The organism is Propioniciclava sp. MC1595, assembly GCF_017569205.1.
GTDB lineage: Bacteria > Actinomycetota > Actinomycetes > Propionibacteriales > Propionibacteriaceae > Propioniciclava.
Genome location: NZ_CP071870.1, coordinates 2,239,386 through 2,264,639 on the forward strand (window position 1 = coordinate 2,239,386; position 25,254 = coordinate 2,264,639).

Sequence of the window (25,254 nt, forward strand, 5' to 3'; positions counted from 1 at the left end):
CGGGCAGTGTAGTCGCGGCGCCGCTAGGATCCGGACGTGGCTGAGCACACCCCCCAGCGAGCCGCGTCCCGGCTCGAGACCTGGCGCAAGCGGTACGCGCTGGTCTCCGACATCCTCACCCCGCAGCGCCTCGGCCTGCTCGGCGCCGTGGCCCTGCTGGGCGTGTTGGGCGCGTTCGGCGGGTGGCAGGCGGTCGAGGGCGTGGACGCCCCCGAGGTGCCCCTGGCCAAGGTTGGCGAGCCGGTCGACGTCGCCCCCTTCGAGATCACGGTCCGCCGCGCGCGGCACTTCGACGAGCTCCGCCCGGCCTTCTACCCCACCGACGGGTACCGCTACCTCGTGGTGTCGCTGGACGTCACCTCGCACAACAAGACCCCCGTCGCGGGCCTCGACTTCAAGCCGGCGATCACGGTGGACGCCGACCGCCTGCAGACCGTCGGGGACCGGCCCGAGGCCCCGCGCCTCCTGCGCGGGGTGGACGCCCTGGACGCCCGCTCGTTCCAGCCGGGACTGACGACCTCGACGATCGTGGTGTGGCAGCAGGCCGACAGCACGCCGGTGCCGGCCGAGGTCACGGTGACGCTGTCGGCACAGACGTGGCGGCAGTCCGTCATGGACGGGGGCTGGCGCTGGTCCGATCCTGCGCCGGTGGCCCGGGTGACGCTGCCCGTCGAGGCGCTGGAGGCCCCCTGATGAGGTTCACCCGCGACGGCCTCCTCACCGCGATCCTGGTGGTCGCGGCCCTGTTCGTCGGCTCCACCCTGACCCAGTACCTGCCCAAGCCGGACGACTTCCGCGACGACCCGTTCCCCGTCGCCGGCGCCTTCGGCGAGCCCGTGCGGCTCCGCAACGCCGACATCACCGTGACGAAGGTCCAGGCGGCCAGGACCGTCGAGCTTTTCGGCCAGGTCGCCGCCACCGACGGCGTGTGGCTCGTCCTCGACGTGACGTACGCGCCCCGGCACGAGCCGGGCGTACTCGTCGGCTCCCAGCCCCTGCTGTCGGCCCCCGACGGCCGACGGTTTGGCGGGCTGCAGGCGATCACGAACAACTGCGGGCCCGCGAACCCGGGCCTGCCCGTGGCCTGCCAGCTGCCGATCGAGGTGCCCGCCGACGCCCTGGAGGGGCTCGTCCTGACCATCCCCGCCGAGAACGGCCAGTGGGAGAACGACGAGGTGACCGAGATCGACCTCGGGATCACGGCCGAGCGCGCGGCGGAGTTGCGGGCCAGCGAGGCCCAGGTGACCCTGCAGGAGCCGACGGTGGTGCGGCCGTGAACGCGACGTGGTGGCGGCGCAACCGCTTCTGGCTGGCCCTGCTGGTCCCCCTGCTGTTCCTCGCGGTGGTGGCCTCGTCGTTCCGGCTGGTGAACATCTACCTGCCCTGGGACTGGACCCGGCCGATCGTCGCGCACGACACGTCCGGCACGCTACGCCAGGACTTCCTGGGCTTCGACGACGTGCGGCGCGAGCGCGAGGTGCGGGTGCAGGTCCTGTCGGCGGTCCCCCAGCAGGTCCACGGCGACGCGAAGGCGGCCGCCGGAGCGGTGCTGTGGCGGATCCTGCTCGAGTTCGAGGCGGCCCCCGACCAGTTCCTCGACAGCTGCACCATCGAGTTGCAGGACGCCGAGGGCACGCGGTACGGCCACGAGGGTGGCATGGAGTCCGTCGACGGCTCGGGCACGCCGTGGGAGGCGCGGCTCGCGCAGCGCTGCGTCCCGGAGTCCGCGCCGGGTCCGACGCTCGAGCCCTTCACCGGGAAGCTGGTCCCCTCGCCGGTCGAACGATCGCGCACGTGGCGCCTGGAGTACCTGATCGCCACCCCCGAGGCGGTCGAGCCGACCGCCCTCCGGGTCGGGTGGCACTACCCGGAGTACCTCGTCCTCGAGGTGCCCTGAGTCAGGCGGACGACGGCTCCTCCGCCGCGGCGGCCTGCGCCGCCGCCGCGGCCTCGGACCGCTTCTGGGCCGTGACGATGACGTTCACCGCACCCGCGAGCAGCGCGAGCACGACGACGTAGTAGACGGCCCCCTCGGCCAGCTGGATGTAGGGCTCCATGGCATACGCGCGCTGGGCCCCGCCGGGGCCGATGAAGGTGCGCACCGCCCACGCCGAGGCCACCTGGATCTGGTTCGCGACCACGAACACCACGCAGAACAGCACCATCGGCAGGACGCCGGCGCTGGCCACCTTGCCGATGGCGCAGAGGGCCGACTGGATGGGGCTCGTCACCGGCTCCACGACGTGGTTGACCGCACGGCGCACCGGCTGCGGGATCCGCTTGATCCGCTCGGTGACCTCCTCGTGCGTCTCGATGCGGAACTCCTTCTGCGCGAGCTTGTGGCCGTAGACGGACGCCCCGATGGCCAGCCAGGCGACCGGGACCACCACGAGGGACCCGAGGTTGCCGATCAGCGCGCCGACCGCGTTGAAGGGCGCCTGGATCCACGCCTCCCAGCCCTGGACCGTCGCCACCACCTGCTCCCACAGGTCGACCAGGCCGGCGATGAGACGGCGCGAGGTCACCCACTCGGTGATCTTGTCGAGCTCGGTGGTGAGGGCGTTGGCGAGCGTCATCATCCACAGCACCTCGAGGTAGACCGCCACCCCCGCCCAGGCCAGGCGGCGCTGCGCCAGGCCCATCAGCGTGATCACCTTGCGCGCGGCGAGCGCCCCGACCACGAACAGGACGATCGTCCAGCCGGGCGCGTAGTCGGCACGGCCCCAGTCGATGCTCTGGATGTTGGTGTTGGTCCACTCGTCGAGGGTGCTGTCGTAGAGGAACACGCGCACGTCCTGGCGCAGCAGGCCCGCCGACGCGTACACGGCCAGGAACGGGATGAGCACCTGGGCGGCGACGGTGAGGTCGTCCATCCACCGCTGCCGGGGCGACAGGGGCTCGACGAGGTCGCGGAAGGCGGGCAGGGTCGGCGCCATCGCGCGCAGCATGAGCACGAACGACAGCAGGGTGCCCATGGGGGCCAGGGGCAGCAGGAGGACCGCGACCGTGGGGCTCCAGTCGGAGATCTCGACGACCAGCCACAGCACTGCCATGCGCCACGACCAGCCCGCCAGGAACAGCCCGAGCAGCTGCGGCCAGTGCGCGGCCAGGACCCGTCCCGCGTCGCGGAACAGGAGGCCGAACCCGCGCAGGGCGTCCGTGAGGAGGTGGGTCACGGTCGTCAAGCTAGTTCACCTGCGGTGTTCGTCCTCGTAGGCGTCCAGCATCTCGATGCGGCGGATGTGGCGCGGGTCCTCGGAGAACGGGGTCTCGAGGAACACCTTGGCCATCTCCAGCGCGTCGGCGAGGCTCTGCATGCGGCCGCCGAGCGCGAGCACGTTGGCGTTGTTGTGCTCGCGGGTGAGGCGGGCCATCACGGTGTTGTACGCGAGGCCGGCGCGGACGCCCTTCACCTTGTTGGCCGCGATCTGCTCGCCGTTCCCGGAGCCGCCCAGGACGATGCCCAGCGAGCCGGGGTCGGCGACGACCGCCTCGGCGGCGGGGATGACGAAGGTCGGGTAGTCGTCCTGTGCGTCGTAGGTGGGGGCACCGTGGTCGACGACCTCGTGGCCGAGGGCGGTCAGTTCCTTGACCAGGAACTGCTTGAGGTCGAAGGCCGCGTGGTCGGTGGCAATGTGAACGCGCATGCGGCCAGTCTGGCCCACGGCGCCCCACCGTGCACGGCTTCAGTCGAAGATCGGTCCCACGGTCCGGGTGCGCTTGAGCTCGAAGAAGCCCTCGTACTCGGTCACGAGCGCGAAGCCGTCGAACAGGCGCCCGGCCTGGTCGCCCTTCGGCGCGGGCGAGATGACCGGCCCGAACAACCCCTTGCCGTTGAGGTGGATCACAGGGGTGCCCACCTCGTCGCCCACCGGGTCCATGCCCTCGTGGTGGCTGCGGCGCAGCTCGTCGTCGTGCTCGTCGGTCTCGCCGAGGTCGGCCAGCGAGGTCGGGAGGCCCACGTCGGCCAGCGCGCCCTCGATGGCGCCGCGGCCCTGCTCCTGCCCACCCGGGTGGTAGCGGGTGCCGATCGCGGTGTAGAAGTCGCGCAGGGCCTGCTGCCCGTGCGCGCGCTCCACGGCCATCGCCACCCGGACCCCGGCCCAGCCGGCGTCCATCAACTCCCGGTAGCCGGGGTCGAGGTCGCGGCCCTCGTTGAGCACCGAGAGGCTCATCACGTGGAAGCGCAGGTCGATGTCCCGCACCTTCTCCACCTCGAGCAGCCACCGGGAGGTCATCCAGGCCCAGGGGCAGAGCGGATCGAACCAGAGGTCAACCTTCTGAGTCATGCCGGCCAGCGTAGCGGGGCACCCACACTGAAATGTTGCAGCGGGACGCCGGGGGAGGCGGCCGCTAGGGTGGCGGGGTCACTCCCCTGTCACCACACGAGGATCGAGCCGCATGTTCCGCGCCAACATCACCCGCGACGAGGCCAACGCCCGCAGCGCCCAGCTCCACGTCGAGAGCTACGAGGTCGTCGTCGACCTCACCGGCCGGCGCCCCGACGGGACGCCGCTGGCCGACGGTGCCGCCACCTTCACCTCCACCACGACCGTGCGCTTCGGTTCGATCGCCTGCGTCACCAACGCCAACCTCATCGCCGACGAGCTGATCGCCGCGACGCTGGACGGGGAGCCGGTCCCGGCCGAGGCCTTCGACGGCGAGCACCTGACGCTCGAGCTGTCCGAGGGCGACCACGTCCTCGAGACCACCTCGGTGATGCGCTACTCCCGCACCGGTGAGGGCCTCCACCGCTTCGTCGACCCCACCGACGACCGGGTCTACCTCTACTCGCAGTTCGAGGTCGCCGACGCCCGCCGCATGTTCGCCACGTTCGAGCAGCCCGACCTCAAGGCCACCTTCCAGTTCACGGTGCTGGCCCCGCAGGAGTGGACGGTCCTGTCCAACTCCCCCGCCGTGGAGCCCGCCGCGGTCGACGACCGGTTCGCCCGCTGGGAGTTCGCGCCCACCGCGCGGATCTCGACCTACATCACTGCCGTGTGCTCCGGCGAGTTCCACTCGGTGACCGACGTCCACACCCGCGCCGACGGCAGCGAGATCCCGCTGTCGATCCACGTGCGCCGGTCCCTGGCCGACCACCTCGACGCCGCCCGCATCTTCGAGACCACCAAGCGGGGCTTCGACGTGTTCGAGCACCACTTCGGCCGCCCCTACCCCTTCGAGGACTACGCGCAGGTGTTCGTGCCCGAGTTCAACTTCGGGGCCATGGAGAACGCCGGCTGCGTGACGTTCCGCGACGAGTACATCTTCCGCTCGCGCCAGACCGTGGCCGCCTACGAGGGCCGTGACAACACGATCCTGCACGAGATGGCCCACATGTGGTTCGGCGACCTGGTCACGATGACCTGGTGGGACGACCTCTGGCTGAACGAGTCCTTCGCCGAGTGGGCGTCCCACTTCGCGCAGGAGGAGATCCGCGCGCAGTTCGACGACCGCGCCAACCCGTGGGCGACGTTCTGCAACAGCCGCAAGACCTGGGCCTACCGCCAGGACCAGCTGCCCTCGACCCACCCGATCGCCGCCGACATGTACGACCTCGAGGCGGTCGAGCTGAACTTCGACGGCATCACCTACGCCAAGGGCGCCTCGGCGCTGCGCCAGCTGGTGGCGTTCGTGGGCAAGGACGACTTCCTCGCCGGCGTGCGCAGCTACTTCGCCGAGCACGCCTGGGGCAACACCCAACTCGACGACCTGCTCCACCACCTCCAGGTGGCCTCGGGCCGCGACCTGTCGTTCTTCACGACCCAGTGGCTGCAGACCGCCGGCGTGAACACGCTGGCCGCCGACTGGGACGCCGACGCCGAGGGCGTCTTCAGCCGCTTCGGCATCCGCCAGTGGGCCCACGCCGACTGGCCGACCCTGCGCCGCCACCGCGTCGCGGTCGGCTTCTACAACGTGGTCGACGGTGTCCTGACCCGCACCCAGCGGTTCGAGTTCGACATAGACGGCGAGTACACCGACGTGCCCGAGGTCGTGGGCCAGACGCGTCCCGACCTGATGCTGCTCAACGACGACGACCTCACCTACGCCAAGATCCGCCTCGACGCGCGGTCGCTGTCGACGCTCGTGGACAACATCCACGTGCTCGACGACGAGCTCGCCCGGGCGCTGGCCTGGGGCGCCACGTGGGACCTGACCCGCGACGGCGAGATGGCCGCCGCCGACTACGTCGAGCTCGTGCTGCGCGGCGTCGGGGTCGAGACCGACCTCACCGCCGTCAACGCCCTGCTGCTCCAGGCGCGCACCGCGATCGACTACTACGCCCCGCGCGCCGACCGCCGCGCCCTGGCCGACCGGTTCACCGGCGGCCTGGCCCGCCTGCTCAAGGAGGCCGAGCCCGGTTCGGACCACCAGCTCTCGATCGCCCGCGCCCTGGCGCTGTCGATCAACGACGCCGACGGCGCGGCCGTGCTGCGCGCCTGGCTCGACGGCACCGAGGCCCCCGAGGGCCTGGCCATCGACACCGACCTGCGCTGGCGCCTGCTGACCGAGCTCGCCCGCGTGGGCGCGGCCGGCGAGGCCGAGATCGCGGCCGAGGCCGAGCGCGACCGCACGGCGACAGGCGCCGAGAAGGCGGCCGGGGCCCGGGCGGCGTCCAAGGACGCCGCGGCCAAGGCCGAGGCGTGGGCCGCCGCGACCGAGCGCGACACCCCGAACGAGACCCACTTCCAGATCTGCTCCCAGTTCTGGCAGCTCGACCAGGACGAGGTGCTGGCGCCCTACGCCGACCTCTACCTCGACGTGGTCGACGCGATCGGGTCCGGCCGCGGCACCTGGGCGACGGCGTCCACCACGATCCGCCAGCACGTGCTCGGGCTGCTGTTCCCGCGCCCGCTGGCCGACCGGGCGTTCATCGCGAAGCTCGACGGGTTCCTCGAGGGTCGCCAGCTGCCCGACTCGGTGCGCCGCCTCGTCAGCGAGCGTCGCGACGACGCCGTGCGGGCCCTGAACAACCAGGAGCGCTGAGCCACCCCGGCCCGGTAGCGTCGGGGCCATGCCCACTGTCGCGACGATCACCGGGTGGCTCGAGGCCGCCTATCCCCCAGCCCTCGCCGAGGACTGGGACCGGGTCGGGCTCGCCGTCGGCGACCCCGGCGCCGAGGTCGACCACGTGCTCTTCGCCGTCGACGTCACCGACGCCGTGGTCGAGCAGGCGGTCGCGGTCGGCGCCCAGCTGGTCGTGAGCCACCACCCCCTGCTCCTGCGGGGCGTGCACGCCCTGCGCACCGACCAGCCGAAGGGGCGCGTGGTCGCCGCCCTGCTGCGCGCCGGGATCGCCCAGTTCGCGGCGCACACGAACGCCGACTCCGCCCCCGGCGGGGTCGCCGACACCCTCGCCGCGGCCTGCGGCCTGGTCGACCTGCGCCCGCTGCTGCCGGTGCCGACCGAGCTGCTCGACAAGGTGGTCACGTTCGTCCCGACCCCCCAGACCCAGCAAGTCATCGACGCGCTCGCGAAGGCGGGCGCGGGGGCGATCGGCGACTACGACCGCTGCGCCTTCACGAGCCCCGGCACGGGCACGTTCCGGCCGCTGGCCGGAGCCAACCCCACCATCGGCAGCGTGGGCGCGATCGAGGAGGTCGAGGAGACACGCGTCGAGATGGCCCTCCCCCGCGGCCGGCGGTCAGCGGTGCTGGCCGCGCTGCGGGCGTCCCACCCCTACGAGGAACCCGCCTTCGACGTCATCGAACTGGCGGGCGAGCCGTCGGGGCGGGGGCTGGGCAGGATCGGCCGGCTCCCCGAGCCGATGACGGCCGCCGCGTTCGCCGAGCGCCTGGCGGCGTCCGTGCCCGCGACCGCCGGTGGGGTGAAGCTGGGCGGCGACCCCGACCGGATGCTGGACACCGTCGCCGTGCTCGGCGGCGCCGGGGACTCGATGCTGGACGCCGCGCGCGCGGCCGGGGTCGACTGCTACGTGACCGGTGACCTGCGCCACCACCCGGCGCAGGACTTCCTGGCGCACGCGGGCGCGCCGGTGCTCGTGGACGTGCCGCACTGGGCGGCCGAGTGGACGTGGTTGCCGGCCGCCGAGCGGGTGCTCGAGGCGGCGGCTGCGGACGCCGGTGTCCGCGTGGGGTCGACGGTGTCGCGGATCGTCACCGATCCCTGGGTGGCGCGGTACTAGGCGCGCTCGAGCTCCTTGCCCTGGGACTTGCGCAGCCAGTGCGGGCCCATGAAGAACAGCGTCACCGCGGCCGCCATCGCGACCGGGATCGCGACGATGATCAGGAAGCTGTCCATGAGGGTCGGCGAGTAGACCTCGGGCCAGCCCGGCAGGTGGTGGGTCGGGATCAGGGCGAGATGCGACATGGCCGAAATGGTAGCGGACAGTTGGGGTAGATTGACTGCCGCAATGAGCGGCGGAGGAGCAACTCGGTGAGTGCAGACGGTGGGGCCCGGGTCATCTGGGACAGCGACGACGTCAATCGGGCCTTGAAGCGCATCGCCCACCAGGTGCTCGAGAGCAACCGCGGGGCCGAGGGACTGGTGCTGCTGGGCATCCGCACCCGGGGCATCCCGCTCGCGCGCCGGCTCGGGGCGTTCATCTCCGAGGCCGAGGGCGTCGAGGTTCCGGTCGGCGAGCTCGACATCACGATGTACCGCGACGACCTCCGCAGGAACCCGACCCGCGCGGTCGGCCCCACGCGCATCCCGGTCGACCTGACGGGTCGCACGGTCGTGCTGGTCGACGACGTGCTCTACTCGGGCCGCACGATAGCCGCGGCGATGGACGCGCTGAAGGACCTGGGCCGCCCCCGCGTGGTGCGCCTGGCGGTCCTGATCGACCGCGGCCACCGCGAACTGCCCATCCAGGCCGACCACGTCGGCAAGGACCTCCCGACCAGCTCGGCCGAGCACGTGCGCGTGACCGTCGCCGAGATCGACGGCGAGGACCTGGTCACGCTGAGCCAGACCAAGGAGTCCTGATGCGCCACCTGCTGAGCGCCGCCGACCTGTCCGCCGACGAGGTCGCCTCTCTGCTGGACGTCGCCGAGGAGATGCACGAGGTGCAGCGGCGGCCGATCAAGAAGCTGCCCGCCCTGCGCGGCCGCACGATCATCAACATGTTCTTCGAGGACTCGACCCGCACCCGCACCTCCTTCGAGATCGCGGGCAAGTGGATGAGCGCCGACACCATCAACGTGTCGGGCAAGGGGTCGTCGGTCTCCAAGGGCGAGTCCCTGCGCGACACGATGATGACGCTGGACGCCATGGGCGTGGACTGCTTCGTCATCCGGCACGCGTCCTCGGGCGCCGTCGCCCAAGCGGCGGGCTGGGTGCGCGCGTCCGTCGTCAACGCCGGGGACGGCCAGCACGAGCACCCCACCCAGGCCCTGCTGGACGCCTACACGATGCGCCAGCACTTCCGCGCCACCCCGGGGGTCAGCGACTCCTTCGAGGGCAAGCGGATCGTCATCGTCGGCGACCTGCTCCACTCGCGAGTGGTGCGCTCGAACGTGCTGCTGCAGCGCACCCTCGGCGGCCAGGTCACCCTCGTCGCTCCCCCGACCCTGCTGCCGACCGGCGTCGACACGTGGGGCGTGAGGGTCACCCAGGACCTCGACGCGGCGCTCGCCGACGCCGACGTCGTGATGATGCTGCGCGTGCAGCGCGAGCGCATGTCGGGCGGGTTCTTCCCGACCGCGCGCGAGTACTCCGCGGGCTACGGGCTGACCGCCGAGCGGCTGGCCGCCCTGCGGCCGACCGCGGCGATCATGCACCCGGGGCCGATGAACCGCGGCGTGGAGATCTCCAGCGAGGCGGCCGACGCGGCGTCCTCGCGGGTGCTGGACCAGGTGTCGGCCGGTGTGGCCGTCCGCATGAGCGTGCTGTACCACCTGCTGGGTGGAGAGGGAGAAGCCTGATGAGCCTTGTCATCACCGGAGCCACGCTCGCCGACGGGTCGGCGCTCGACTTCGCGGTCGTCGACGGAAGGATCGCCGCGGCGTCCGACGCCCCGTCCGACGCCGAGCGCGTCGACGCCGCCGGCCTGGTCGCGCTGCCCGGCCTGGTCGACCTGCACACCCACCTGCGCGAGCCGGGCAAGGAGGACGCCGAGACCGTGGCGTCCGGCACCCGCGCTGCCGCGCGCGGCGGCTACACCGCCGTGTTCGCCATGCCGAACCTCACCCCGGCGACCGACACCGCCGAGGCCGCCCAGTACGTCGCCGAGCTCGGACGCCGCGACGGCCACTGCGAGGTCGTCCCGATCGGCGCCGTGACCAAGGGTCGCGACGGCGTGGAGCTCGCCGAGCTCGGGCTGATGGCCGAGCACGGCGTCCGGGTGTTCTCCGACGACGGCGCGTGCGTGCACGACTCGCTGATCATGCGCCGGGCGCTGACCTACCTGAAGCCCTACGACGGCGTCGTCGCCCAGCACGCGCAGGACCCGCGCCTGGCCGGGCCGTCGGCGTGCTGCCACGAGTCGGAGGTCTCCGGACGTCTCGGCCTGCCGGCGTGGCCGTCGGTCGCCGAGTCGGTGATCATCGCCCGCGACGTGCAGCTGGCCGAGTTCACCGGCGGGCGCTACCACGCCTGCCACATCTCGACCGCCGAGAGCGTCGACATCATCCGCTGGGCGAAGAAGCGCGGCAAGGCCGACATCACCGCCGAGGTGACCCCCCACCACCTGCTGCTGGACACCCCGCACGTGGAGTCGTTCGACACCACCTACAAGGTGAACCCGCCGCTGCGCACCAACGAGCACATCGAGGCGCTGCGCGAGGCCCTGGTCGACGGCACGATCGACATCGTCGGCACCGACCACGCGCCGCACACGCAGGAGGACAAGGACCACCCGTTCGACGTGGCCTCCCCCGGCATGCTCGGCCTCGAGGAGGCCCTGGCCGTGGTCATGGAGCTGTTCGTCAGCACCGGCCGCATGGACTGGGCGTCCGTGGTCGACCGCATGTCGACCGCGCCGGCCCGCATCGGCCGCCTGCCGCACCAGGGGCGTCCGGTCGCCGTCGGGGAGCCGGCCAACCTCGTGCTCGTCGACCCCAGCCGCCGGGCCACGGTCGACCGGTCGCGCTCGGCCTCGAAGTCGCGCAACAACCCCTACCACGGCCTCGACCTGCCCGACCCGGTGCAGATGACGGTGTGGGCGGGGAAGGTCACCTTCCGCCGCTGAGGACCGGACAAAGAACGCTCCCCACGTGATGCAGGTGCGCATCAGGTGGGGAGCGTTCCTCGTCGTGGACGGTCAGGCGGCAGCGGCCTCAAGCTCGCGGGCCAGCGCCAGGATGGACGCCCGGGCGGCCGGGTCGGGGATCTTGAGGTAGTCGCACGCCTTCTCGACCGACTCCTCCAGCGTGCCCTCGCCGAAGCCCTTGACCGCGTCGGCGTTGGCATCCTGGAACGGGGCACCCACGCCGCGCAGGTGCAGCACCCAGGCGGCCACGGCGCGCTCGGCACCGATCGGCTCGCCGCCCGCGGCGCGCTCGGCGTTCAGCGCGGGCACGATGCGGATCGGGATCTTCACCGAGCCGTCGGCCGCGATGCGGGCGAGCTGGTCCTTCATGCGGGGGTTCCCGAAGCGCTCGAGCAGGGCGGCGCGGTAGTCGGCGACCTCCTGGGCGGGCAGCGGCAGGTGCTTCGCGGCGACGTCCCACCAGTCGTTGACCCAGCCGTTGACCACGGGGTCGGAGATGGCCTCGTACACGGTCGGGCGCCCGACGATCGTGGCCGCGTACGCCATCAGCGAGTGCGAGCCGTTGAGCAGCCAGAGCTTGCGCAACTCGTGCGGGGTGATGTCGTCGACGAAGTTGGCGCCGGCGTCCTCCCAGCGGGGGCGTCCGGCCCTGAAGTCGCCCGCGATGACCCACTCGGTGAAGGGCTCGGTGGCGACCGCCGCCGGGTCCTCGACGTCGGTGTCGCCGGTGATGGCCTGCAGGGCCTCCTCCGAGATCGACGGGGTGATCCGGTCGACCATCGTGGTGGCGAAGCCGACGTTCTCCTCGACCCACGCGGCCAGGGACGGGTCGACCAGCACCGCGACGTCGCGGACCACGTGGGCGACCATCTCGCCGTTGTCGGGCACGTTGTCGCACGGGCAGAAGGTGATCGGGCCCGCACCGGCCTCGCGGCGGACGATCAGGCCGGCGGCGAACTTGCCGGGGGCCGTCTTCACGTCGGCGAGGTTCCCGGCCTTGATGGCCTCGATGTCGGCCTGCACGGCCGGGTTGTCGGCGTCCAGACCGCCGCCGGGCTTGGGCATGTACCCGGCCTCGGTGATGGTCGAGGTGACGATCGCCAGCTCGGGGCTGCGGAAGTACTCGAGCAACTGCTCGACGTCGGTGCCGGAGTGGGTCGCCGAGAGCGAGCTGATCACCTGGTAGTCGTTGCCCTCGGGGTTCTGCACCACGAGGGTGAACAGGTTGTCCTGCTTCTGCATCTCGGGCACGATGCCCAGCGAGCGGCCGGTGAACGCGGCGATGCCCCAGTCGGCGGCGTCGGGCGCACGGTCGGTGTACATCGCCTGGTGGGCGCGGAAGAAGTTGCCCATGCCGAGGTGGACGATGCGGACGGGGGCGACGGGGCGTCCGTCCTGCGAGCGGGAGAGTCGACGAGCCACGAGAGGTTCCTTTCCGAGCAGCGGTGCAAGGGGTGATCCGTGTTGGTCCCGACCCTAGGCCCCAGCCCGGCCCCACGCGCGCAGTCTCCCGAAGTTGCCACGGCGGCTGCCCCGATTCCCGCTTCGGCGCGGGCGTCCCGGTCTAGGCTGGCCCCACCGGACCGGACCCAGGAGGCACCCGTGAGCACCGACGTCAGCCGCGCACGCACCACCCTCGAGGCAGTCACCATCGGCGGCCCGCACCAGACCGTCAGCGACGCCGAGCTGGACGCCTTCGTCGCCGAGCAGTTCGCCCGCGTCGACTTCGACGGCAAGAAGGTCGTGCTGGTCGTGCCCGACGGCACCCGCAGCTGCCCGCTGCGGCTCATGGTCAGCACCGCCCACAAGTACCTCATCGACCGCGTCGCCTCGCTGACCTGCGTGATCGCCCTGGGCACCCACTCCTACATGGAGCCCGACGAGATCGACGCCTGGTTCGGGATCGGGGAGGGCGAGACCCTGGAGTCGGTCTACCCGGGCATGACGATCGTGAACCACGAGTTCCTCGACCCCGAGATGATCGTGGACATCGGCACCCTGACGGCCGCCCAGATCAAGGAGCTGTCGAACGGCTCCATGGAGGAGGACGTGGTGGTCGAGATGAACCGCCACGTCGTCGAGGCCGACATCAACCTGGTCATCGGCCCGGTGTTCCCGCACGAGGTCGTGGGCATCTCGGGCGGCAACAAGTACTTCATCCCCGGCTGCTCGACCCACGACGCGATCGACCTCTCCCACTGGGTGGGCGCCCTCATCGGCGTCGAGGACATGATCGGCTCCCCCGGCGTCACCCCGGTGCGCAAGATCATCAACGCGGGCGTCGACCTGATCCCCAACGACAAGTACGCCCTGTGCATCGTCGTCCAGTCGGGCACGGGCGAGCTCGAGTCGGCCACCTTCGGCGACACCGAGTCGTCGTGGGCGGACGCCGCGGACATCGCCGCCGAGAGCCACGTCGTCTACGTCGACGAGCCCTTCACCAAGGTGCTCGCGATGATGCCGACCCGTTACGACGACATCTGGACCGCCGCCAAGGGCTGCTACAAGATGCAGCCGGCCATGGCCGACGGCGGCGAGGTCATCATCTACGCGCCGCACGTCACCGAGGTCTCCGAGCAGCACCCCGAGATCTACGACATCGGCTACCACTCGATCCCCTACTTCACCAAGCAGTGGGACAAGTTCAAGGACGTACCCAAGGGCGTCCTGGCCCACTCGACGCACGTGCGTGGCGCGGGCGACTACGACCCCGAGACGGGCGTCGAGACCAACCGCATCAAGGTGACGCTGTGCACCCAGATCCCGGAGGAGGTCTGCCGGTCGGTGAACCTCGGCTACCTGCCGCTGGACGCCGTGGACGTCGAGGCGTGGAAGGCCGACCCCAACGTGTTCGTCCAGGAGAACGCCGGCGAGGTGCTGTACCGCCTGCGCAAGAAGTGAGGCCCTGACACGAGCGGCCCCCGGATCACTCCGGGGGCCGCTCGTTGCGTGTTGGGTCCGGGGTTACGCAGGTCCGGTGCTGTGCCGGACGATGAGCCGCACGGGCACGGAGACCGGGGCGGTCTCGGCCGACTTGTGGCCGGCCAGCGACGACACGACGTAGCGCACGGCCGAGTCGCCCAACATGGTCAGCGGGGCGGCGACGGTGGTGAGCCCGGGGGTCACCAGCGCGGAGGCGAAGATGTTGTCGAAGCCGATGATGCTGATCTGTTCGGGCACCTTGATGCCGCGCTCGGCCAGGCCCTGCATGAGGCCGATCGCCATGAGGTCGTTGAAGCACACGACGGCCTTCAGCCGGCGGGCGGCGATGACCTCGGCGGCGCCGCGACCGCCCTGCAGGGTGGGCGCGAAGGGGCCGACGCGGTGTTCAGTGAAGCCCAGCTCCTTGGCCGAGTCGCGCATCGCGCGCCAGCGCATGCCGTCGGCCCAGGACGCCTCGGGCCCGGCCAGGTAGGTGATGTTGCGGTGGCCGAGGGCCAGCAGGTGCTCGGTGGCCTTGCGGACGCCGTGGGCCATGTCGGGGATGATGCAGTGCAGGCCGGCCACGCGCCGGTTCAGGATCACCACGGGAAGTTGCTTGGCGACCGTGCGCAGCTCGGTGTCGGACAGCCGGGAGCTGGCCACGATCAGGCCGTCGAGCAGCGGCAGGGAGCGGCGCAGCATCTCACGCTCGAGCGCCTCGGACTCCTGCGCGTCGTTCAGGGTGACCACGAAGCCCGCCTCGGCGGCCGCAGCCTGGCAGCCACGGATCACACGGAAGTTGAAGGGGTTGGTGATGTCGGCCACCGCCAGGCCCAGCACCTTGGTGGTGCTCTTGGCCGCCGTCCGGGACACCTCGCGGCTCCGGTAGCCCAGCTCCTCGGCGACCTGCCGGATCTTCTCGGCCGTCTGGGCGCTCACCCGGCCCGGGCGCGAGAAGGCGCGTGACACGGTGGAGGGGCTCACACCGGCGACGCGTGCGACGTCGTAGATGGTGGCATCTGACCCCGTGCCCGGCTCATTGACCATGGTCGAAACCCTAGCAACCCGGCAACTCCGTGCAACGAAGTTTGGAGAACTTCCGGCCCCGGGCGGACGAGGGTACCCTTCGCCCGCCCGGGGCCGGAAGCGCCGGGGAGTGCCCGATCAGCTGGGGATGTTGAAGGCCTTCCTGGGCAGCGTCGAGGTCAGGTCGAACGCCGTCTGCTCGGCCTCGTCGATCTCGAGGCGGCCCTCGACGACCAGCTCGGCCAGATGCGAGACGTCGCACCGGCGGGCGACGTCGTGGCGGGCCGGGATCGACATGAACGCGCGGGTGTCGTCGATGAAGCCGGTCGTCTTGTAGAAGGTGCCGTACTCGGTGAGCGCCTTGCGCCAGCGCTTGATCGCGTCCGGCGCGTCGATGAACCACCACGGGGGGCCGACGTACACGGACGGGTAGAACCCGGCGAGCGGGCCGACCTCGCGGCTGTAGACGGTCTCGTCCATGCCGAACAGGATGATGCGGAAGTTCGGGTGCGTCCCGAACGCGTTCAGGACCGGGCGGAGGGCCTCCACGACCTCGAAGCTGAGCGGGATGTCGCCTCCGACGTCGGCGCCGAACCGCTCGAACGTCGGCTGGTGGTGGTTGCGGGCCACGGCCGGGTGGTAGGTCATGACGAGGCCGTCGTCGGACGCCATCCGGGCCTGCTCGAACATGAACGCGCGGCGCAGCGCGGTGCACTCCTCCGCGGACGCCTCGCCCCGTCGGGCGCGCGCGTAGACGGCCTCGGCGTCCTCGAGCGGGGCCATGACCATGTCGACGTGGGCGTGGTCGGTCGAGGTGGCGCCCATGCTCTTGAAGAACGCGCGGCGGTTCTCCATGGCCGACACCCAGCCACCCCACGTCCCGGTGTCGATGCCCGTCTTCTCGGCGAGGGCGTCCATGAGGTCGTTCCAGTCCTCGCGCGCGGGCTCGAGGTACTTGTCGGGACGGAAGGTCGGCACGACCGTGCGGGTGAACGACGCGTCGTCACGGAGCTTGGCGTGGTGCTCGAGGTCGTCCAGGGGGTCGTCGGTGGTGGCGATGAACTCGATGTCGAAGCGGTCCATGAGCGCGCGCGGACGGAACTCCGGGGTGCGCAGCTTCTCGGCGATCGTGTCGTAGATCCGGTCGGCCGTCTCCTCCGACGGGCGCACGTCGACACCGAAGATGTCGACCAGCTCGGCCTCCATCCAGAACTTCATCGGGGTGCCGCGGTAGAGGTACCAGTGCTTGCAGAAGATCCTCCAGGCGTTGCGGGCCTGCTCCGCGCTGAAGTCGTCGCGGCCCATGGGCACGCCCAGGTCGGCCAGGTCGACGCCCTGGCCGTGCATGATGCGGTTGACGTAGTGGTCGGGCGTGAGCAGCAGGTTGGTCGGGTCCGGGAACTCGAGGTCGTCCGCGATCCACACCGGCGGGACGTGGCCGTGCGGCGAGAGGATCGGGAGGTCCTTGATCTGCTCGTAGAGCTTGCGGGCGACCGCGCGCGTCTGCGGTTCAGCCGGGAACAGCCGGTCGGGATTCAGGGTCAACGGCACTGTCATGCCCGCCATTCTGTCCCGCATCCGCAGTTGTTGCAGGGGGTTGCCGGGGGTTGCGGCGCTTTGGGGGCAAAACGCCTCCGGGTCCGGAGAGCTGGGGCAAGATGAGGCGTGATCGGTCCCCAACAGAAGGAAGCACACATGAGCGAGAAGACTGGCATCGCGCAGATCGGCGTCGTCGGCATGGCGGTCATGGGCTCCAACCTGGCCCGCAACTTCGCCAGCAAGGGCTTCAAGACCGCGATCTTCAACCGGTCCTACGCCAAGACCGCGGCCGTCCTCGAGGCCCACCCCGAGGCCGAGTTCGTCGCCTCCGAGTCGGTCGAGGAGTTCGTCGACTCCCTCGAGAAGCCCCGCCGCATCATCATGATGGTCAAGGCCGGCCCCGCAACCGACGCCACGATCGAGGCGCTCCTGCCCTTCCTGGACCAGGGCGACATCGTCATCGACGGCGGCAACACCTACTTCCCCGACACCCGTCGCCGGGAGAAGATGATGGCCGAGAAGGGCTTCAACTTCATCGGCTGCGGCATCTCCGGCGGTGAGGAGGGCGCGCTGCTCGGCCCGTCGATGATGCCCGGTGGCCCGAAGGACTCCTACGCCCACGTCGGCCCCATCCTCGAGAAGGTCGCCGCCCAGTACGACGGAGAGCCCTGCTGCACCTGGATCGGCACCGACGGCGCCGGCCACTTCGTGAAGATGGTGCACAACGGCATCGAGTACGCCGACATGCAGTTCATCGGTGAGGCCTACGACCTGCTCAAGGGCGTCGGGCTGTCCGCCGCCGAGGCCGCCGACGTCTTCGCCCAGTGGAACACCGGCGACCTCGACTCCTACCTGATCGAGATCACCTCCGAGGTGCTGCGCCAGGTGGACGCCGAGACCGGCAAGCCGCTCGTCGACGTGATCGTGGACGCCGCCGGCATGAAGGGCACCGGCACCTGGACCGTGCAGGAGGCGCTGAACCTCGGCGTCCCGGCCGCGGCCATCGCCGAGTCCGTCTTCGCCCGCGCCGCCTCCAGCTCGCCCGAGCTGCGGCAGGCCGCCCGCAAGGCCCTGACCGGCCCTGACGGCACAGTGCAGGTCGACGACCGCGACGCCTTCGTCGAGGACGTCCGCCAGGCCCTGTGGTCGGCGAAGGTCATCGCGTACGCCCAGGGCCTGCACCTGATCAAGGTCGCCGGCCAGGAGTACGGCTGGGACATCGACGTGGCCGCCTGCGCCCGCATCTGGCGCGCCGGCTGCATCATCCGCGCCAAGCTGCTCGACCGCATCTCCAACGAGTACGCGGCCGGCAACCTGGAGACCCTGCTCGAGGCCCCCTCGATCAGCCAGGGCCTGGCCGACGCCAACGGGTCGTGGCGCCGCGTCGTGGCCAAGGCCACCGAGGCCGGCGTGCCGATCCCGGGCTTCGCCTCGGCGCTGTCGTACTACGACATCGTCCGCGCGGACCGCACCAACGCCGCCATGACGCAGGGGCTGCGCGACTTCTTCGGGTCGCACACCTACAAGCGGATCGACAAGGAGGGTACGTTCCACACCAACTGGAGCGGTGACCGCACCGAGTCCGAGGCCGTCGACACCCACTGACGCACCCCGCCGTGTGCCCCGGGCCTTGTGCCCGGGGCACACTGGTGTCCGGAGGTGGTTGACCGATGACCCAGGCCCCGCAGGCGGTGCCCGCCGGCTGGTACCCGTCCCCCGACGGGGCGCCCGTGCACCGCTGGTGGGACGGCACCATGTGGACCGACGCCACCCATCCGCCCCAGGCCCCCGCACAGCCGGATCCGGTGGAGCGGGTGGAGCCGGTGGCGGTCGAGCCCGGGCCCGCGGCGTCCGGCTGGCCGGCCCCCGCCCCGCCGAGCCTGGGCCCGCTCGCGCTGGTCACCCGCGTGTTCGTCGCCCTCGCCGGGCTCGGCCTGCCGCTCGCCTGGGGCGCGCAAGCCTGGCGCCTGTCCGACCCGCCGGAGTGGCTGACCGAGAACGTCGCGGTGGGGCTCACCGGGGCCGCCTCCGGGCTGCTGCTGGTGGCCGGGCTGTTCTGGATGGTGTGGCAGTACCGGGTGGCGAAGGCGTTCCCGCCCGGGACGCCGCGGCGCACGCCCGGCTGGCAGGTGCTGTCCTGGCTGGTGCCGGTGGGGCTGTGGTGGCTGCCGTACCAGAACGTCGCCGACCTGACCCGCCTGTCGACCGGACGCCGCCCCGGCTGGCTCCCCGCGTGGTGGGCCCTGTGGGTGGTCGGGAGCCTCGGTGCCGGCATCGGCGCCGCACTGGCGTCGACCTCCCCCGGCGTGGGGACGTGGGTCGCGATCGCCGGCGGGCTGGTGCTGCTGGCGGCGGTCCCGTTCGCGTGGCTGCTGGTGACGCGGGTGACCGCGGCAATCGCCGGCACCCGGGAACACCCGGACGCCTGACGGGGTTGGGCCGGACATGAAGATCGACATCTGGTCCGACATCGCCTGCCCGTGGTGCTACATCGGCCTCACCCGCTTCGAGCGCGCGCTCGCCTCCTTCGAGCACCGCGACGGCGTCGAGGTGACCCTGCACAGCTTCCAGCTCGACCCGTCGCTGCCCGACGCCTACGACGGCACCGAGACTCAGTACCTCGCCCAGCGCAAGGGCATGCCCGAGGCCACGGTGCGGCAGATGTTCGGTCAGGTGGCGCAGGCGGCCGCCTCCGAGGGCCTGACGATGGACTTCGACTCCCTCGCCGTGGCGAACTCCCGCCGCGCCCACCGGCTGCTGCACGCCGCGGCGTCCGTGTCGCCGGCCATCGCGTGGGAGCTCAAGCGGTCCCTCTTCAAGGCCCACTTCACCGACGGTGAGTCGATCTCGGACGCCGACGTGCTGGTCCGCCTCGCGACCGGCGTCGGCCTCGACGAGGGCGTGGCGCGCGCCGCGCTCGAGGACGAGGCCCTGGACGCCGAGGTCGCCGGCGACATCGACGCGGCCCGCTCGATGGGCATCAGCGGCGTCCCGTTCTTCGTGCTGCACGAGAAGTACGGCATCTCGGGGGCGCAGCCGTTCGAGGTGTTCACCCAGGCGATCGCCCAGGTCTGGGACGAGGCGCACCCCAAGCCGGCGTTCGAGACCCTGACGATCCCCGGCCTGAAGCAGGACACCACCGGCCCCGCCTGCGGCCCCGAGGGCTGCGACTGACCGCAACCCCCGTCGGCCCGAACTCCTGCCAACCCGATCGCATGGGCCGAACTCATGCCGGCCGCTGACTTGGTTGCGCGATCCGACCTCCCAGCGCAACTGACTCATGGTGCGGCGTGAGTTCGGTCCACCGGCAGAGGGGCCCACGTGACGGCCACCCTCACTCGCGGCCCCGGAAGTGGGCGCGCCACGCGTCCCGCAAGTGCGGAACGCCCATGCCACGTTCGCGCATCACGGCGACGATCCGCGCCAAGGCCGCTCCCGGCGACGTGAACAGGTCGTCGCTGACCGCCACCCAGAGGCGCCACCCCAGAGCAGCCAGTTCCTCGCGGCGCCGGACGTCGGCGGCGTACTGGTGACGGGAGGTCGCGTGCTGCTTCCCGTCGTACTCGATGCCCACCTTCTGGTCGGAGTACCCCAGGTCGATCCGGCGCACCACGTCCCCCCGCTCGTCGCGGATCTTGATGTTCACCTCGGGTTCGGGGAGTCCGGCGAGCACGATGAGGAGGCGGAGCCGCGTCTCCATCGGTGACTCGACCCCCGCGCGAACCAACCGGGCGGCCTCGCGCGCCCTCCGACCCCGGCCCTCCTCCTCCGCGGCCCGGACCAGAGCCTCCGGGGTGGTCCGCCCACGGTGCACCAAGGAATCGCCCACGGCCACGAGGTCGACCAGGCCGAGGCATGCGGACAGGTCGAGGAAGGTGTCCACGGGTGATGTCACCGGCAGTCCCCGGAACCGCTGCGGCACGTGGGTCGAGCGATGCACGATCACGCCTGGGATCGTGGACCGGTGCCTCGTGGGTTCGATGCTCGCGTGGAGGTGTTCCTCGTCGGGTACGACGGCACCGAACAGGCGGGCAGCCGTGTGATCCGACACGAATGCCCCGTCACCCGCCACCAGAATGACGGCCTCCGCCTCGTGCCACGACTGCGGGCGCACGGTCGCCAAGATGTGCACGCTTCGGACGATCCGCCTGAACTCCGGCGAGTAGAGCCGCCGCTTCGAGACACCGGACGCCGCGGCATCCCGGGTGCGAAAGGGACGGCGGATGTCGACCGGCTCGGGAGTTCGCGGCGGCCGGGGACGGGGCCGATGCGGGGGTGGGTGGGCCATACCCTCCAGCCTCGACCACCCCCGAGGCCTGTCGCAGCACTGGCCGATACATCTGTGGACAACTGCTGTTCTCGGTGTGCTCCCGCGCGGCAGATCCCGCCCCGGATACTCCATCCTCCGCGACGAACTCATGCACGTGGGTGAGTCCGCAACGGGAAACGGCCGAATCCGGGCACCGAGTCACGCCGCGGCATGAGTTTGGTCGACCTGCCTAGCCCCGGCCCCCCAGCGCTGCGTAGGCGGCGTCGAGGAGCGGCTCGGGCGGGCACGAGCGACCTGTCATGAGCCGGATCTGGTCGAGGGCCTGGCCGACGAGCAGGTCGATGCCCGACAGCTGGACGATCCCGGCGGCGCGGGCGGCCCGGTCGAGCTCGGTCGGGTAGTGGTTGTAGGTGGCGTCGAAGCAGGCGTCCACCAACCGCACCAGCCCCCCGGCAACCTCGCTCGCCAGCGGCGCCGAGACGGTCGAGACGAGCACATCGGCCGCCGGGGCGTCCGGCACCGTGCCCCACGGCCCGTACGACAACCGGACGCCCAGGGTGCGGCCGAGCTCCTCCAGCGACGCGCGCGCGTTGTCCTCGGACCGGGCCAGGACCAGCGCGTCCCGGACCCCCATCTCCGCCAGGGCGTAGAGCGCCGAGCGGGCGGTGGCCCCGTTCCCCAGCAGGAGCGCCGAGGACGCGGACCCGACCCCGGCGCGCGCGAACGCGCCGACCAGGCCCGTGACGTCGGTGTTCTCCACCAGCGGCGAGCCCTCGTTGAACAGGAAGGTGTTGCCCGAGCCGAGCAGCCGGGCCCGGTCGGAGGCCTCGCCCAACCCCAGGAGCACCTGCTTCAGCGGGGCGGTGCACGACAGGCCGACCCACTCCGGCCCGCAGCCGGCGACGAAGGCGGCGAGCTCGTCCTCGTCGACCTCGTGCCGCCCGTAGGTCCACTCCCCCGAGATGCCGAGCACCTCGTACGCCCGGGTGTGGATCAGGGGGCTCAGCGAGTGGGCGATCGGCTGGCCGAGCACCGCGCAGCGGTGGGGCCCCGGTCCGGTCACAGGAGGGCCCGCCCCGTCGGCGTGGCCGGCCAGGTGCGGGCGGCCTCGACCATCGCGTCGGGCAGCGGCTGCGGGCGGCCCTGGGCGTCCCCGTGCACCAGGACGGTGGTCGAGCGCGACTTCACCGAGCCGTCCAGCGGGTCGACGATCTCGGCCGCCACGGTCATCGACGTGCGGCCGGTCGACCCGATCGCGGTGTGCACCTCGTAGGGCTCGAGCCGGTGCACGATCTGGCCGGTGTAGCGCATGTCCTGGCGCACGACCATCCACGCGTGCTCGACCTCGTCGTGCGGGTTCATCCGGATCGAGTTGGCCAGCAGCGGCGTCTTCAGCGCGACCCGCGCCTCGGCGACGTAGTCGTAGAACCGGGTGTTGTTGGCGTGGCCGTAGGCGTCCAGGTCCGACCAGCGCACCTGGAACGACAGCGTGTGGTGGTCGGGGCCCACGTCGAACGACCCCACCTCCCGCATCGGCTCGAGCTCCACCTGGCGCTCGAGGAACCAGGCCCGCTCGGCGTCGGACAGGCGCGCGGGGCGTCCGGCCTGGAAGTCGAAGTTGGCCAGCAGCGTCCGCGCGCGGCCGACCACCGTGTCGCCCTGCCGCACCACGTAGCCCACGGTGAAGCGCGCCGCACCGACGTCACCGACCGACAGCTCGATGTCGAGCGGCTCGGGGGTGAAGAAGATCGGCGCGACGTACTCGACCTGGTGGCCGACCACGATGATCCCGTTGCCGAGCAGGTGCGCGTTCGGCCCCGTCAGCAGGAACGCGACGCGCGCCTCCTGCAGGTAGTCGACGATCGCGGCGTTGTTGGCGTGCCCCTGCGCGTCGAGGTCGACCCAGCGCAGGGGCACGCGAACCCGGTAGGGCTCCAACTCAGTCCTCTTCCTCCGCGTCGTAGAGGGACTCGACCAGGTCGGCGTACCGCTTGGCGACGGCGCCACGGCGCAGCTTCATGTTCGCCGTGACGCCGCCCTCCTCGACGGTGAGCTCGTGGTCGAGGACCGCGTAGCGCTTGACCGTCTCCCAGCGCTCGAGCTTCGCGTTCGCGCGGGCCAGGAACCGGTCGATCGACGCCCGGAACTCGGGCAGCTGCGTCAGCTCGGCGTAGCTCATGCCCTCCTTGCCGTGGCGCTGCGCCCAGCTCTCCATGGCGCCCGGGTCGATGGTGAACAGGGCGGAGATGTACTTCTTCCCGTCGCCGACCGCGACCGCCTGCGACACGTAGGGGATGTTGGCGGCCATCGTGCCCTCGACCTTCTGCGGGGCGACGAACTTGCCGCCCGAGGTCTTCATCAGGTCCTTCTTGCGGTCGGTGATCTTGAGGTAGCCGTCCGCGTCCAGCTCACCGATGTCGCCCGTGTGGTACCAGCCGTCGACGAGCACCTCGGCGGTCTGCTCGGGGTCCTTGTGGTAGCCGCGCATGATGCCGGGGCCCTTGATGAGCACCTCGCCGTCCTCGGCGATCCGCAGCTCGGTGCCGGGAAGGGCCGGGCCGACCGTGCCGAAGCGGGGCTTGCTCGGCTCGTTGACGCAGGCGACCGCGGAGGTCTCGGTCGAACCGTAGCCCTCCACGATCACGATGCCGGCCGAGTAGAACCACTCCTGCACCTGCGAGCTGAGCTTGGCCGCACCCGAGATGAGGAACTCGATGTTGCCGCCCAGGCGCTGCTGCAGCTTGGAGAAGACCAGCTTGTCGGCGATCTTGTACTGCACCCCGAGCATGCCGGGCAGCTTCTCGCCCTTGACGCGGTACGGGTTCGACTCACGACCCACGTGGAACGCCCACCGCGCGATCTGGCCCTTCACGCCGCCGGCCGACTTGGCCTTCACCGCGTTGCGGACCTTCTCGAAGATGCGGGGGGCGCCGCACATGAACGACGGCTGGGTGATGCCGAGCCCGTCGACGATCTTGTCGAGGCGTCCGTCGACGACCGACGCGAAGCCCACCTGCAGCTGGATCATCATGACGGCCTTGCCGAAGACGTGGCTCAGCGGCAGCCAGAAGTACTGCAGCGAGTCGGCCCCGATGATGTTGAGGCTGTCGACGGCGACGCCCTCGTAGGTCCAGCTGCTGTGCAGCAGCTCGACGCCCTTGGGCAGGCCCGTGGTGCCGGAGGTGTAGATGAGGGTGGCCAGCGTGTCGGGGGTGGTGGCCGCCACGGCGTCGTCCATCGCGGAAGGGTTCTCGGCGAGCAGGGCGCGGCCCTTCTCGCGCAGCATCTCCTTGCTGATGGTGCCCTCGGCGGTGCCGTCGAGCAGGATCACCTCGCGGATCTGGTCCCCCGGCACGAGCTCGCGCAGCTTCTCGAGCTGCTCGACGTTCTCGGCCACGAAGTACTTCGACTCGGAGTGCGTGATGATGTGCGCGAACTCGGGGCCCGTGGTGTTCGGGTAGACGGTGGTCGTGGCGCCGCCGGCGCAGTTGATCGCCAGGTCGAGCAGCACCCACTCGTAGCGGGTGTTCGAGGCGATCGCGACGCGCTCCTCGGGCTGGAGCCCGATGGCCAGCAGGCCTGCGCCGACCTCCCAGACGACCTGCCGCATCTGTGCCCAGGTGAGGCTCACCCAGTTCTCCTGGGCATCGGGGTACCGAATGGCCTCGTTGTCGGGCGTGGCCGCCACGCGCCAGTTGAACATCGCGCCCACCGTCGGCGGCCGGTTGTCCAGCAGTGTCTGGATGTCGGTCATCGTCGTCCTGTCCCAGGCGGAGCCCGGCGCCCACCTGTCTGTTTCCGGGTCAGTGTAGAGGCCGGGACCCAACGATTGAACTGTCAAATCCGACTATGCTTGCGGTATGTCGACCCCGTCCTCCACCCGTTGGCTCTCCAGCGGGCAGCAGAAGGTGTGGCGCGCCTGGTTGGACGCGGTGGCGCGGATCGACTCCCACCTCGACGAGGTCCTCCGCCCGTTCGGCCTCGACCTGGGCGAGTACGAGATCTTGGTCCGCCTGTCGGAGGCCCCCGAGCGCCGCATGCGGATGAGCGACCTGGCCGACGCCGCCCGGCAGTCCCGCTCCCGCCTGACCCACACCGTCGCGCGCATGGAGAAGAAGGGCCTGCTGAACCGGGCACCCTGCGCCAACGACCGCCGCGGCGTGATCGCGATCCTCACCGACGAGGGCTTCGGCCTCCTCGAGACCGCCGCGCCCGCCCACGTCGACTCGGTGCGCGAGGTGCTGGTCGACGTCGTCGACCCGGCCGACTTCGAGGCACTGGGACGCGCGATGAACGCGGTCAACCAGGTGGCAGACTGACCAAG

The 25,254-nt window shown here is 71.2% G+C and carries 24 protein-coding genes; 13 read left to right on the top strand and 11 right to left on the bottom strand.

Features of this window, described 5'->3' with window-relative positions; genetic code table 11:
- Positions 1 to 36: 36 nt before the first annotated feature.
- Genes J4N02_RS10645 through J4N02_RS10655 form a run of 3 tightly spaced genes read left to right on the top strand, consistent with a single transcriptional unit; the run spans position 37 to position 1,897 of the window.
- Positions 37 to 693 (top strand): hypothetical protein, encoded by a 657-nt coding sequence (locus J4N02_RS10645; protein WP_188332781.1) that lies wholly within the window; start codon positions 37 to 39, stop codon positions 691 to 693.
- Positions 693 to 1,277, top strand: coding sequence for a hypothetical protein (locus tag J4N02_RS10650; RefSeq protein WP_188332780.1), 585 nt, complete (start codon positions 693 to 695; stop codon positions 1,275 to 1,277). The genes J4N02_RS10645 and J4N02_RS10650 overlap by 1 nt, the downstream gene beginning before the upstream one ends.
- Positions 1,274 to 1,897, top strand: a complete 624-nt coding sequence (locus J4N02_RS10655; protein WP_182815661.1) for a hypothetical protein — start codon at positions 1,274 to 1,276, stop codon at positions 1,895 to 1,897. The genes J4N02_RS10650 and J4N02_RS10655 overlap by 4 nt, the downstream gene beginning before the upstream one ends.
- A gap of 1 nt (position 1,898) precedes the next feature.
- Here the strand turns inward: J4N02_RS10655 and J4N02_RS10660 are convergent, their stop codons facing one another.
- From J4N02_RS10660 to J4N02_RS10670, 3 genes are read right to left on the bottom strand one after another with little or no spacing between them, the layout of a single operon-like run.
- Entirely contained in the window at positions 1,899 to 3,176 is a 1,278-nt protein-coding gene (locus J4N02_RS10660; protein ID WP_188332779.1) for a hypothetical protein, read from the bottom strand.
- Positions 3,177 to 3,191: 15 nt separating this feature from the next.
- Positions 3,192 to 3,647: a ribose-5-phosphate isomerase gene (locus tag J4N02_RS10665; protein WP_188332778.1), complete on the bottom strand. Its 456-nt coding sequence runs from the start codon at positions 3,645 to 3,647 to the stop codon at positions 3,192 to 3,194.
- A gap of 39 nt (positions 3,648 to 3,686) precedes the next feature.
- Positions 3,687 to 4,289, bottom strand: a complete 603-nt coding sequence (locus tag J4N02_RS10670; protein WP_188332777.1) for a DsbA family protein — start codon at positions 4,287 to 4,289, stop codon at positions 3,687 to 3,689.
- Between the two features lie 112 nt (positions 4,290 to 4,401).
- Between J4N02_RS10670 and pepN the strand changes: the two genes are divergently transcribed.
- Entirely contained in the window at positions 4,402 to 6,987 is a 2,586-nt protein-coding gene (pepN, locus tag J4N02_RS10675) for an aminopeptidase N (protein ID WP_188332776.1), read from the top strand.
- A 28-nt stretch (positions 6,988 to 7,015) separates the two neighbouring features.
- Positions 7,016 to 8,146, top strand: a complete 1,131-nt coding sequence (locus tag J4N02_RS10680) for a Nif3-like dinuclear metal center hexameric protein (protein WP_182815651.1) — start codon at positions 7,016 to 7,018, stop codon at positions 8,144 to 8,146.
- On the opposite strand, the gene J4N02_RS10685 is transcribed toward J4N02_RS10680, so the two are convergent.
- On the bottom strand, positions 8,143 to 8,331 hold the full coding sequence (locus J4N02_RS10685) for a hypothetical protein (protein ID WP_188332775.1): 189 nt from the start codon (positions 8,329 to 8,331) through the stop codon (positions 8,143 to 8,145). The genes J4N02_RS10680 and J4N02_RS10685 overlap by 4 nt on opposite strands.
- A gap of 66 nt (positions 8,332 to 8,397) precedes the next feature.
- On the opposite strand from J4N02_RS10685, the gene pyrR reads away from it, so the two are divergent.
- The 3 genes from pyrR to J4N02_RS10700 are packed head-to-tail and all read left to right on the top strand — an operon-like array spanning position 8,398 to position 11,152.
- Positions 8,398 to 8,949: a bifunctional pyr operon transcriptional regulator/uracil phosphoribosyltransferase PyrR gene (gene pyrR / locus J4N02_RS10690; RefSeq protein WP_188332774.1), complete on the top strand. Its 552-nt coding sequence runs from the start codon at positions 8,398 to 8,400 to the stop codon at positions 8,947 to 8,949.
- A complete protein-coding gene (locus tag J4N02_RS10695; RefSeq protein WP_182815645.1) occupies positions 8,949 to 9,887 on the top strand; it encodes an aspartate carbamoyltransferase catalytic subunit in 939 nt (312 codons plus the stop codon). Before pyrR ends, J4N02_RS10695 begins: the two co-directional genes overlap by 1 nt.
- Positions 9,887 to 11,152: a dihydroorotase gene (locus J4N02_RS10700; protein WP_188332773.1), complete on the top strand. Its 1,266-nt coding sequence runs from the start codon at positions 9,887 to 9,889 to the stop codon at positions 11,150 to 11,152. Before J4N02_RS10695 ends, J4N02_RS10700 begins: the two co-directional genes overlap by 1 nt.
- 72 nt (positions 11,153 to 11,224) lie before the next feature.
- Here J4N02_RS10700 and J4N02_RS10705 read toward each other — a convergent pair whose 3' ends face one another.
- A complete protein-coding gene (locus J4N02_RS10705) occupies positions 11,225 to 12,595 on the bottom strand; it encodes a mannitol dehydrogenase family protein (RefSeq protein WP_243760780.1) in 1,371 nt (456 codons plus the stop codon).
- A 180-nt stretch (positions 12,596 to 12,775) separates the two neighbouring features.
- On the opposite strand from J4N02_RS10705, the gene J4N02_RS10710 reads away from it, so the two are divergent.
- Entirely contained in the window at positions 12,776 to 14,074 is a 1,299-nt protein-coding gene (locus J4N02_RS10710) for a lactate racemase domain-containing protein (protein WP_188332772.1), read from the top strand.
- 63 nt (positions 14,075 to 14,137) lie between these two features.
- Here the strand turns inward: J4N02_RS10710 and J4N02_RS10715 are convergent, their stop codons facing one another.
- Positions 14,138 to 15,142 carry a LacI family DNA-binding transcriptional regulator gene (locus J4N02_RS10715; RefSeq protein ID WP_188332771.1) on the bottom strand — a complete coding sequence of 335 codons (1,005 nt, stop codon included), beginning with the start codon at positions 15,140 to 15,142 and terminating at the stop codon, positions 14,138 to 14,140.
- 117 nt (positions 15,143 to 15,259) lie between these two features.
- Complete coding sequence (gene uxaC, locus J4N02_RS10720) at positions 15,260 to 16,687, bottom strand: glucuronate isomerase (RefSeq protein WP_188332770.1); 1,428 nt, start codon at positions 16,685 to 16,687, stop codon at positions 15,260 to 15,262.
- Positions 16,688 to 16,816: 129 nt separating this feature from the next.
- Here uxaC and gndA point away from each other — a divergent pair, with 129 nt between their 5' ends.
- From gndA to J4N02_RS10735, 3 genes are all read left to right on the top strand, one after another.
- Complete coding sequence (gene gndA, locus J4N02_RS10725) at positions 16,817 to 18,265, top strand: NADP-dependent phosphogluconate dehydrogenase (protein ID WP_182815635.1); 1,449 nt, start codon at positions 16,817 to 16,819, stop codon at positions 18,263 to 18,265.
- Between the two features lie 65 nt (positions 18,266 to 18,330).
- A complete protein-coding gene (locus J4N02_RS10730; protein ID WP_188332769.1) occupies positions 18,331 to 19,089 on the top strand; it encodes a DUF4328 domain-containing protein in 759 nt (252 codons plus the stop codon).
- Between the two features lie 16 nt (positions 19,090 to 19,105).
- On the top strand, positions 19,106 to 19,834 hold the full coding sequence (locus J4N02_RS10735) for a DsbA family protein (RefSeq protein WP_188332768.1): 729 nt from the start codon (positions 19,106 to 19,108) through the stop codon (positions 19,832 to 19,834).
- A 160-nt stretch (positions 19,835 to 19,994) separates the two neighbouring features.
- Here the strand turns inward: J4N02_RS10735 and J4N02_RS10740 are convergent, their stop codons facing one another.
- The 4 genes from J4N02_RS10740 to J4N02_RS10755 all read right to left on the bottom strand — a co-directional run bounded on the left by J4N02_RS10740 (position 19,995) and on the right by J4N02_RS10755 (position 24,684).
- Positions 19,995 to 20,606: a hypothetical protein gene (locus tag J4N02_RS10740; protein ID WP_208090935.1), complete on the bottom strand. Its 612-nt coding sequence runs from the start codon at positions 20,604 to 20,606 to the stop codon at positions 19,995 to 19,997.
- Positions 20,607 to 21,159: 553 nt separating this feature from the next.
- A complete protein-coding gene (locus tag J4N02_RS10745; RefSeq protein ID WP_208090936.1) occupies positions 21,160 to 21,993 on the bottom strand; it encodes a shikimate dehydrogenase in 834 nt (277 codons plus the stop codon).
- Positions 21,990 to 22,847, bottom strand: a complete 858-nt coding sequence (locus J4N02_RS10750; protein ID WP_188332765.1) for a thioesterase family protein — start codon at positions 22,845 to 22,847, stop codon at positions 21,990 to 21,992. The genes J4N02_RS10745 and J4N02_RS10750 overlap by 4 nt, the downstream gene beginning before the upstream one ends.
- Positions 22,848 to 22,869: 22 nt before the next feature.
- Positions 22,870 to 24,684, bottom strand: coding sequence for a long-chain fatty acid--CoA ligase (locus J4N02_RS10755; RefSeq protein ID WP_188332764.1), 1,815 nt, complete (start codon positions 24,682 to 24,684; stop codon positions 22,870 to 22,872).
- 106 nt (positions 24,685 to 24,790) lie between these two features.
- Here J4N02_RS10755 and J4N02_RS10760 point away from each other — a divergent pair, with 106 nt between their 5' ends.
- On the top strand, positions 24,791 to 25,249 hold the full coding sequence (locus tag J4N02_RS10760; protein ID WP_188332763.1) for a MarR family winged helix-turn-helix transcriptional regulator: 459 nt from the start codon (positions 24,791 to 24,793) through the stop codon (positions 25,247 to 25,249).
- Positions 25,250 to 25,254: the final 5 nt, after the last annotated feature.

Coding starts and splice junctions, on each gene's coding strand:
- J4N02_RS10735 (WP_188332768.1), top strand. CDS start 19,106: ATGAAGATCGACATCTGGTCCGACATCGCCTGCCCGTGGTGCTACATC.
- J4N02_RS10760 (WP_188332763.1), top strand. CDS start 24,791: ATGTCGACCCCGTCCTCCACCCGTTGGCTCTCCAGCGGGCAGCAGAAG.
- pepN (WP_188332776.1), top strand. CDS start 4,402: ATGTTCCGCGCCAACATCACCCGCGACGAGGCCAACGCCCGCAGCGCC.
- J4N02_RS10695 (WP_182815645.1), top strand. CDS start 8,949: ATGCGCCACCTGCTGAGCGCCGCCGACCTGTCCGCCGACGAGGTCGCC.
- J4N02_RS10685 (WP_188332775.1), bottom strand. CDS start 8,331: ATGTCGCATCTCGCCCTGATCCCGACCCACCACCTGCCGGGCTGGCCC.
- J4N02_RS10755 (WP_188332764.1), bottom strand. CDS start 24,684: ATGACCGACATCCAGACACTGCTGGACAACCGGCCGCCGACGGTGGGC.
- J4N02_RS10650 (WP_188332780.1), top strand. CDS start 693: ATGAGGTTCACCCGCGACGGCCTCCTCACCGCGATCCTGGTGGTCGCG.
- J4N02_RS10700 (WP_188332773.1), top strand. CDS start 9,887: ATGAGCCTTGTCATCACCGGAGCCACGCTCGCCGACGGGTCGGCGCTC.
- J4N02_RS10715 (WP_188332771.1), bottom strand. CDS start 15,142: ATGGTCAATGAGCCGGGCACGGGGTCAGATGCCACCATCTACGACGTC.
- J4N02_RS10665 (WP_188332778.1), bottom strand. CDS start 3,647: ATGCGCGTTCACATTGCCACCGACCACGCGGCCTTCGACCTCAAGCAG.
- gndA (WP_182815635.1), top strand. CDS start 16,817: ATGAGCGAGAAGACTGGCATCGCGCAGATCGGCGTCGTCGGCATGGCG.
- J4N02_RS10680 (WP_182815651.1), top strand. CDS start 7,016: ATGCCCACTGTCGCGACGATCACCGGGTGGCTCGAGGCCGCCTATCCC.
- uxaC (WP_188332770.1), bottom strand. CDS start 16,687: ATGGCGGGCATGACAGTGCCGTTGACCCTGAATCCCGACCGGCTGTTC.
- J4N02_RS10730 (WP_188332769.1), top strand. CDS start 18,331: ATGACCCAGGCCCCGCAGGCGGTGCCCGCCGGCTGGTACCCGTCCCCC.
- J4N02_RS10670 (WP_188332777.1), bottom strand. CDS start 4,289: ATGACTCAGAAGGTTGACCTCTGGTTCGATCCGCTCTGCCCCTGGGCC.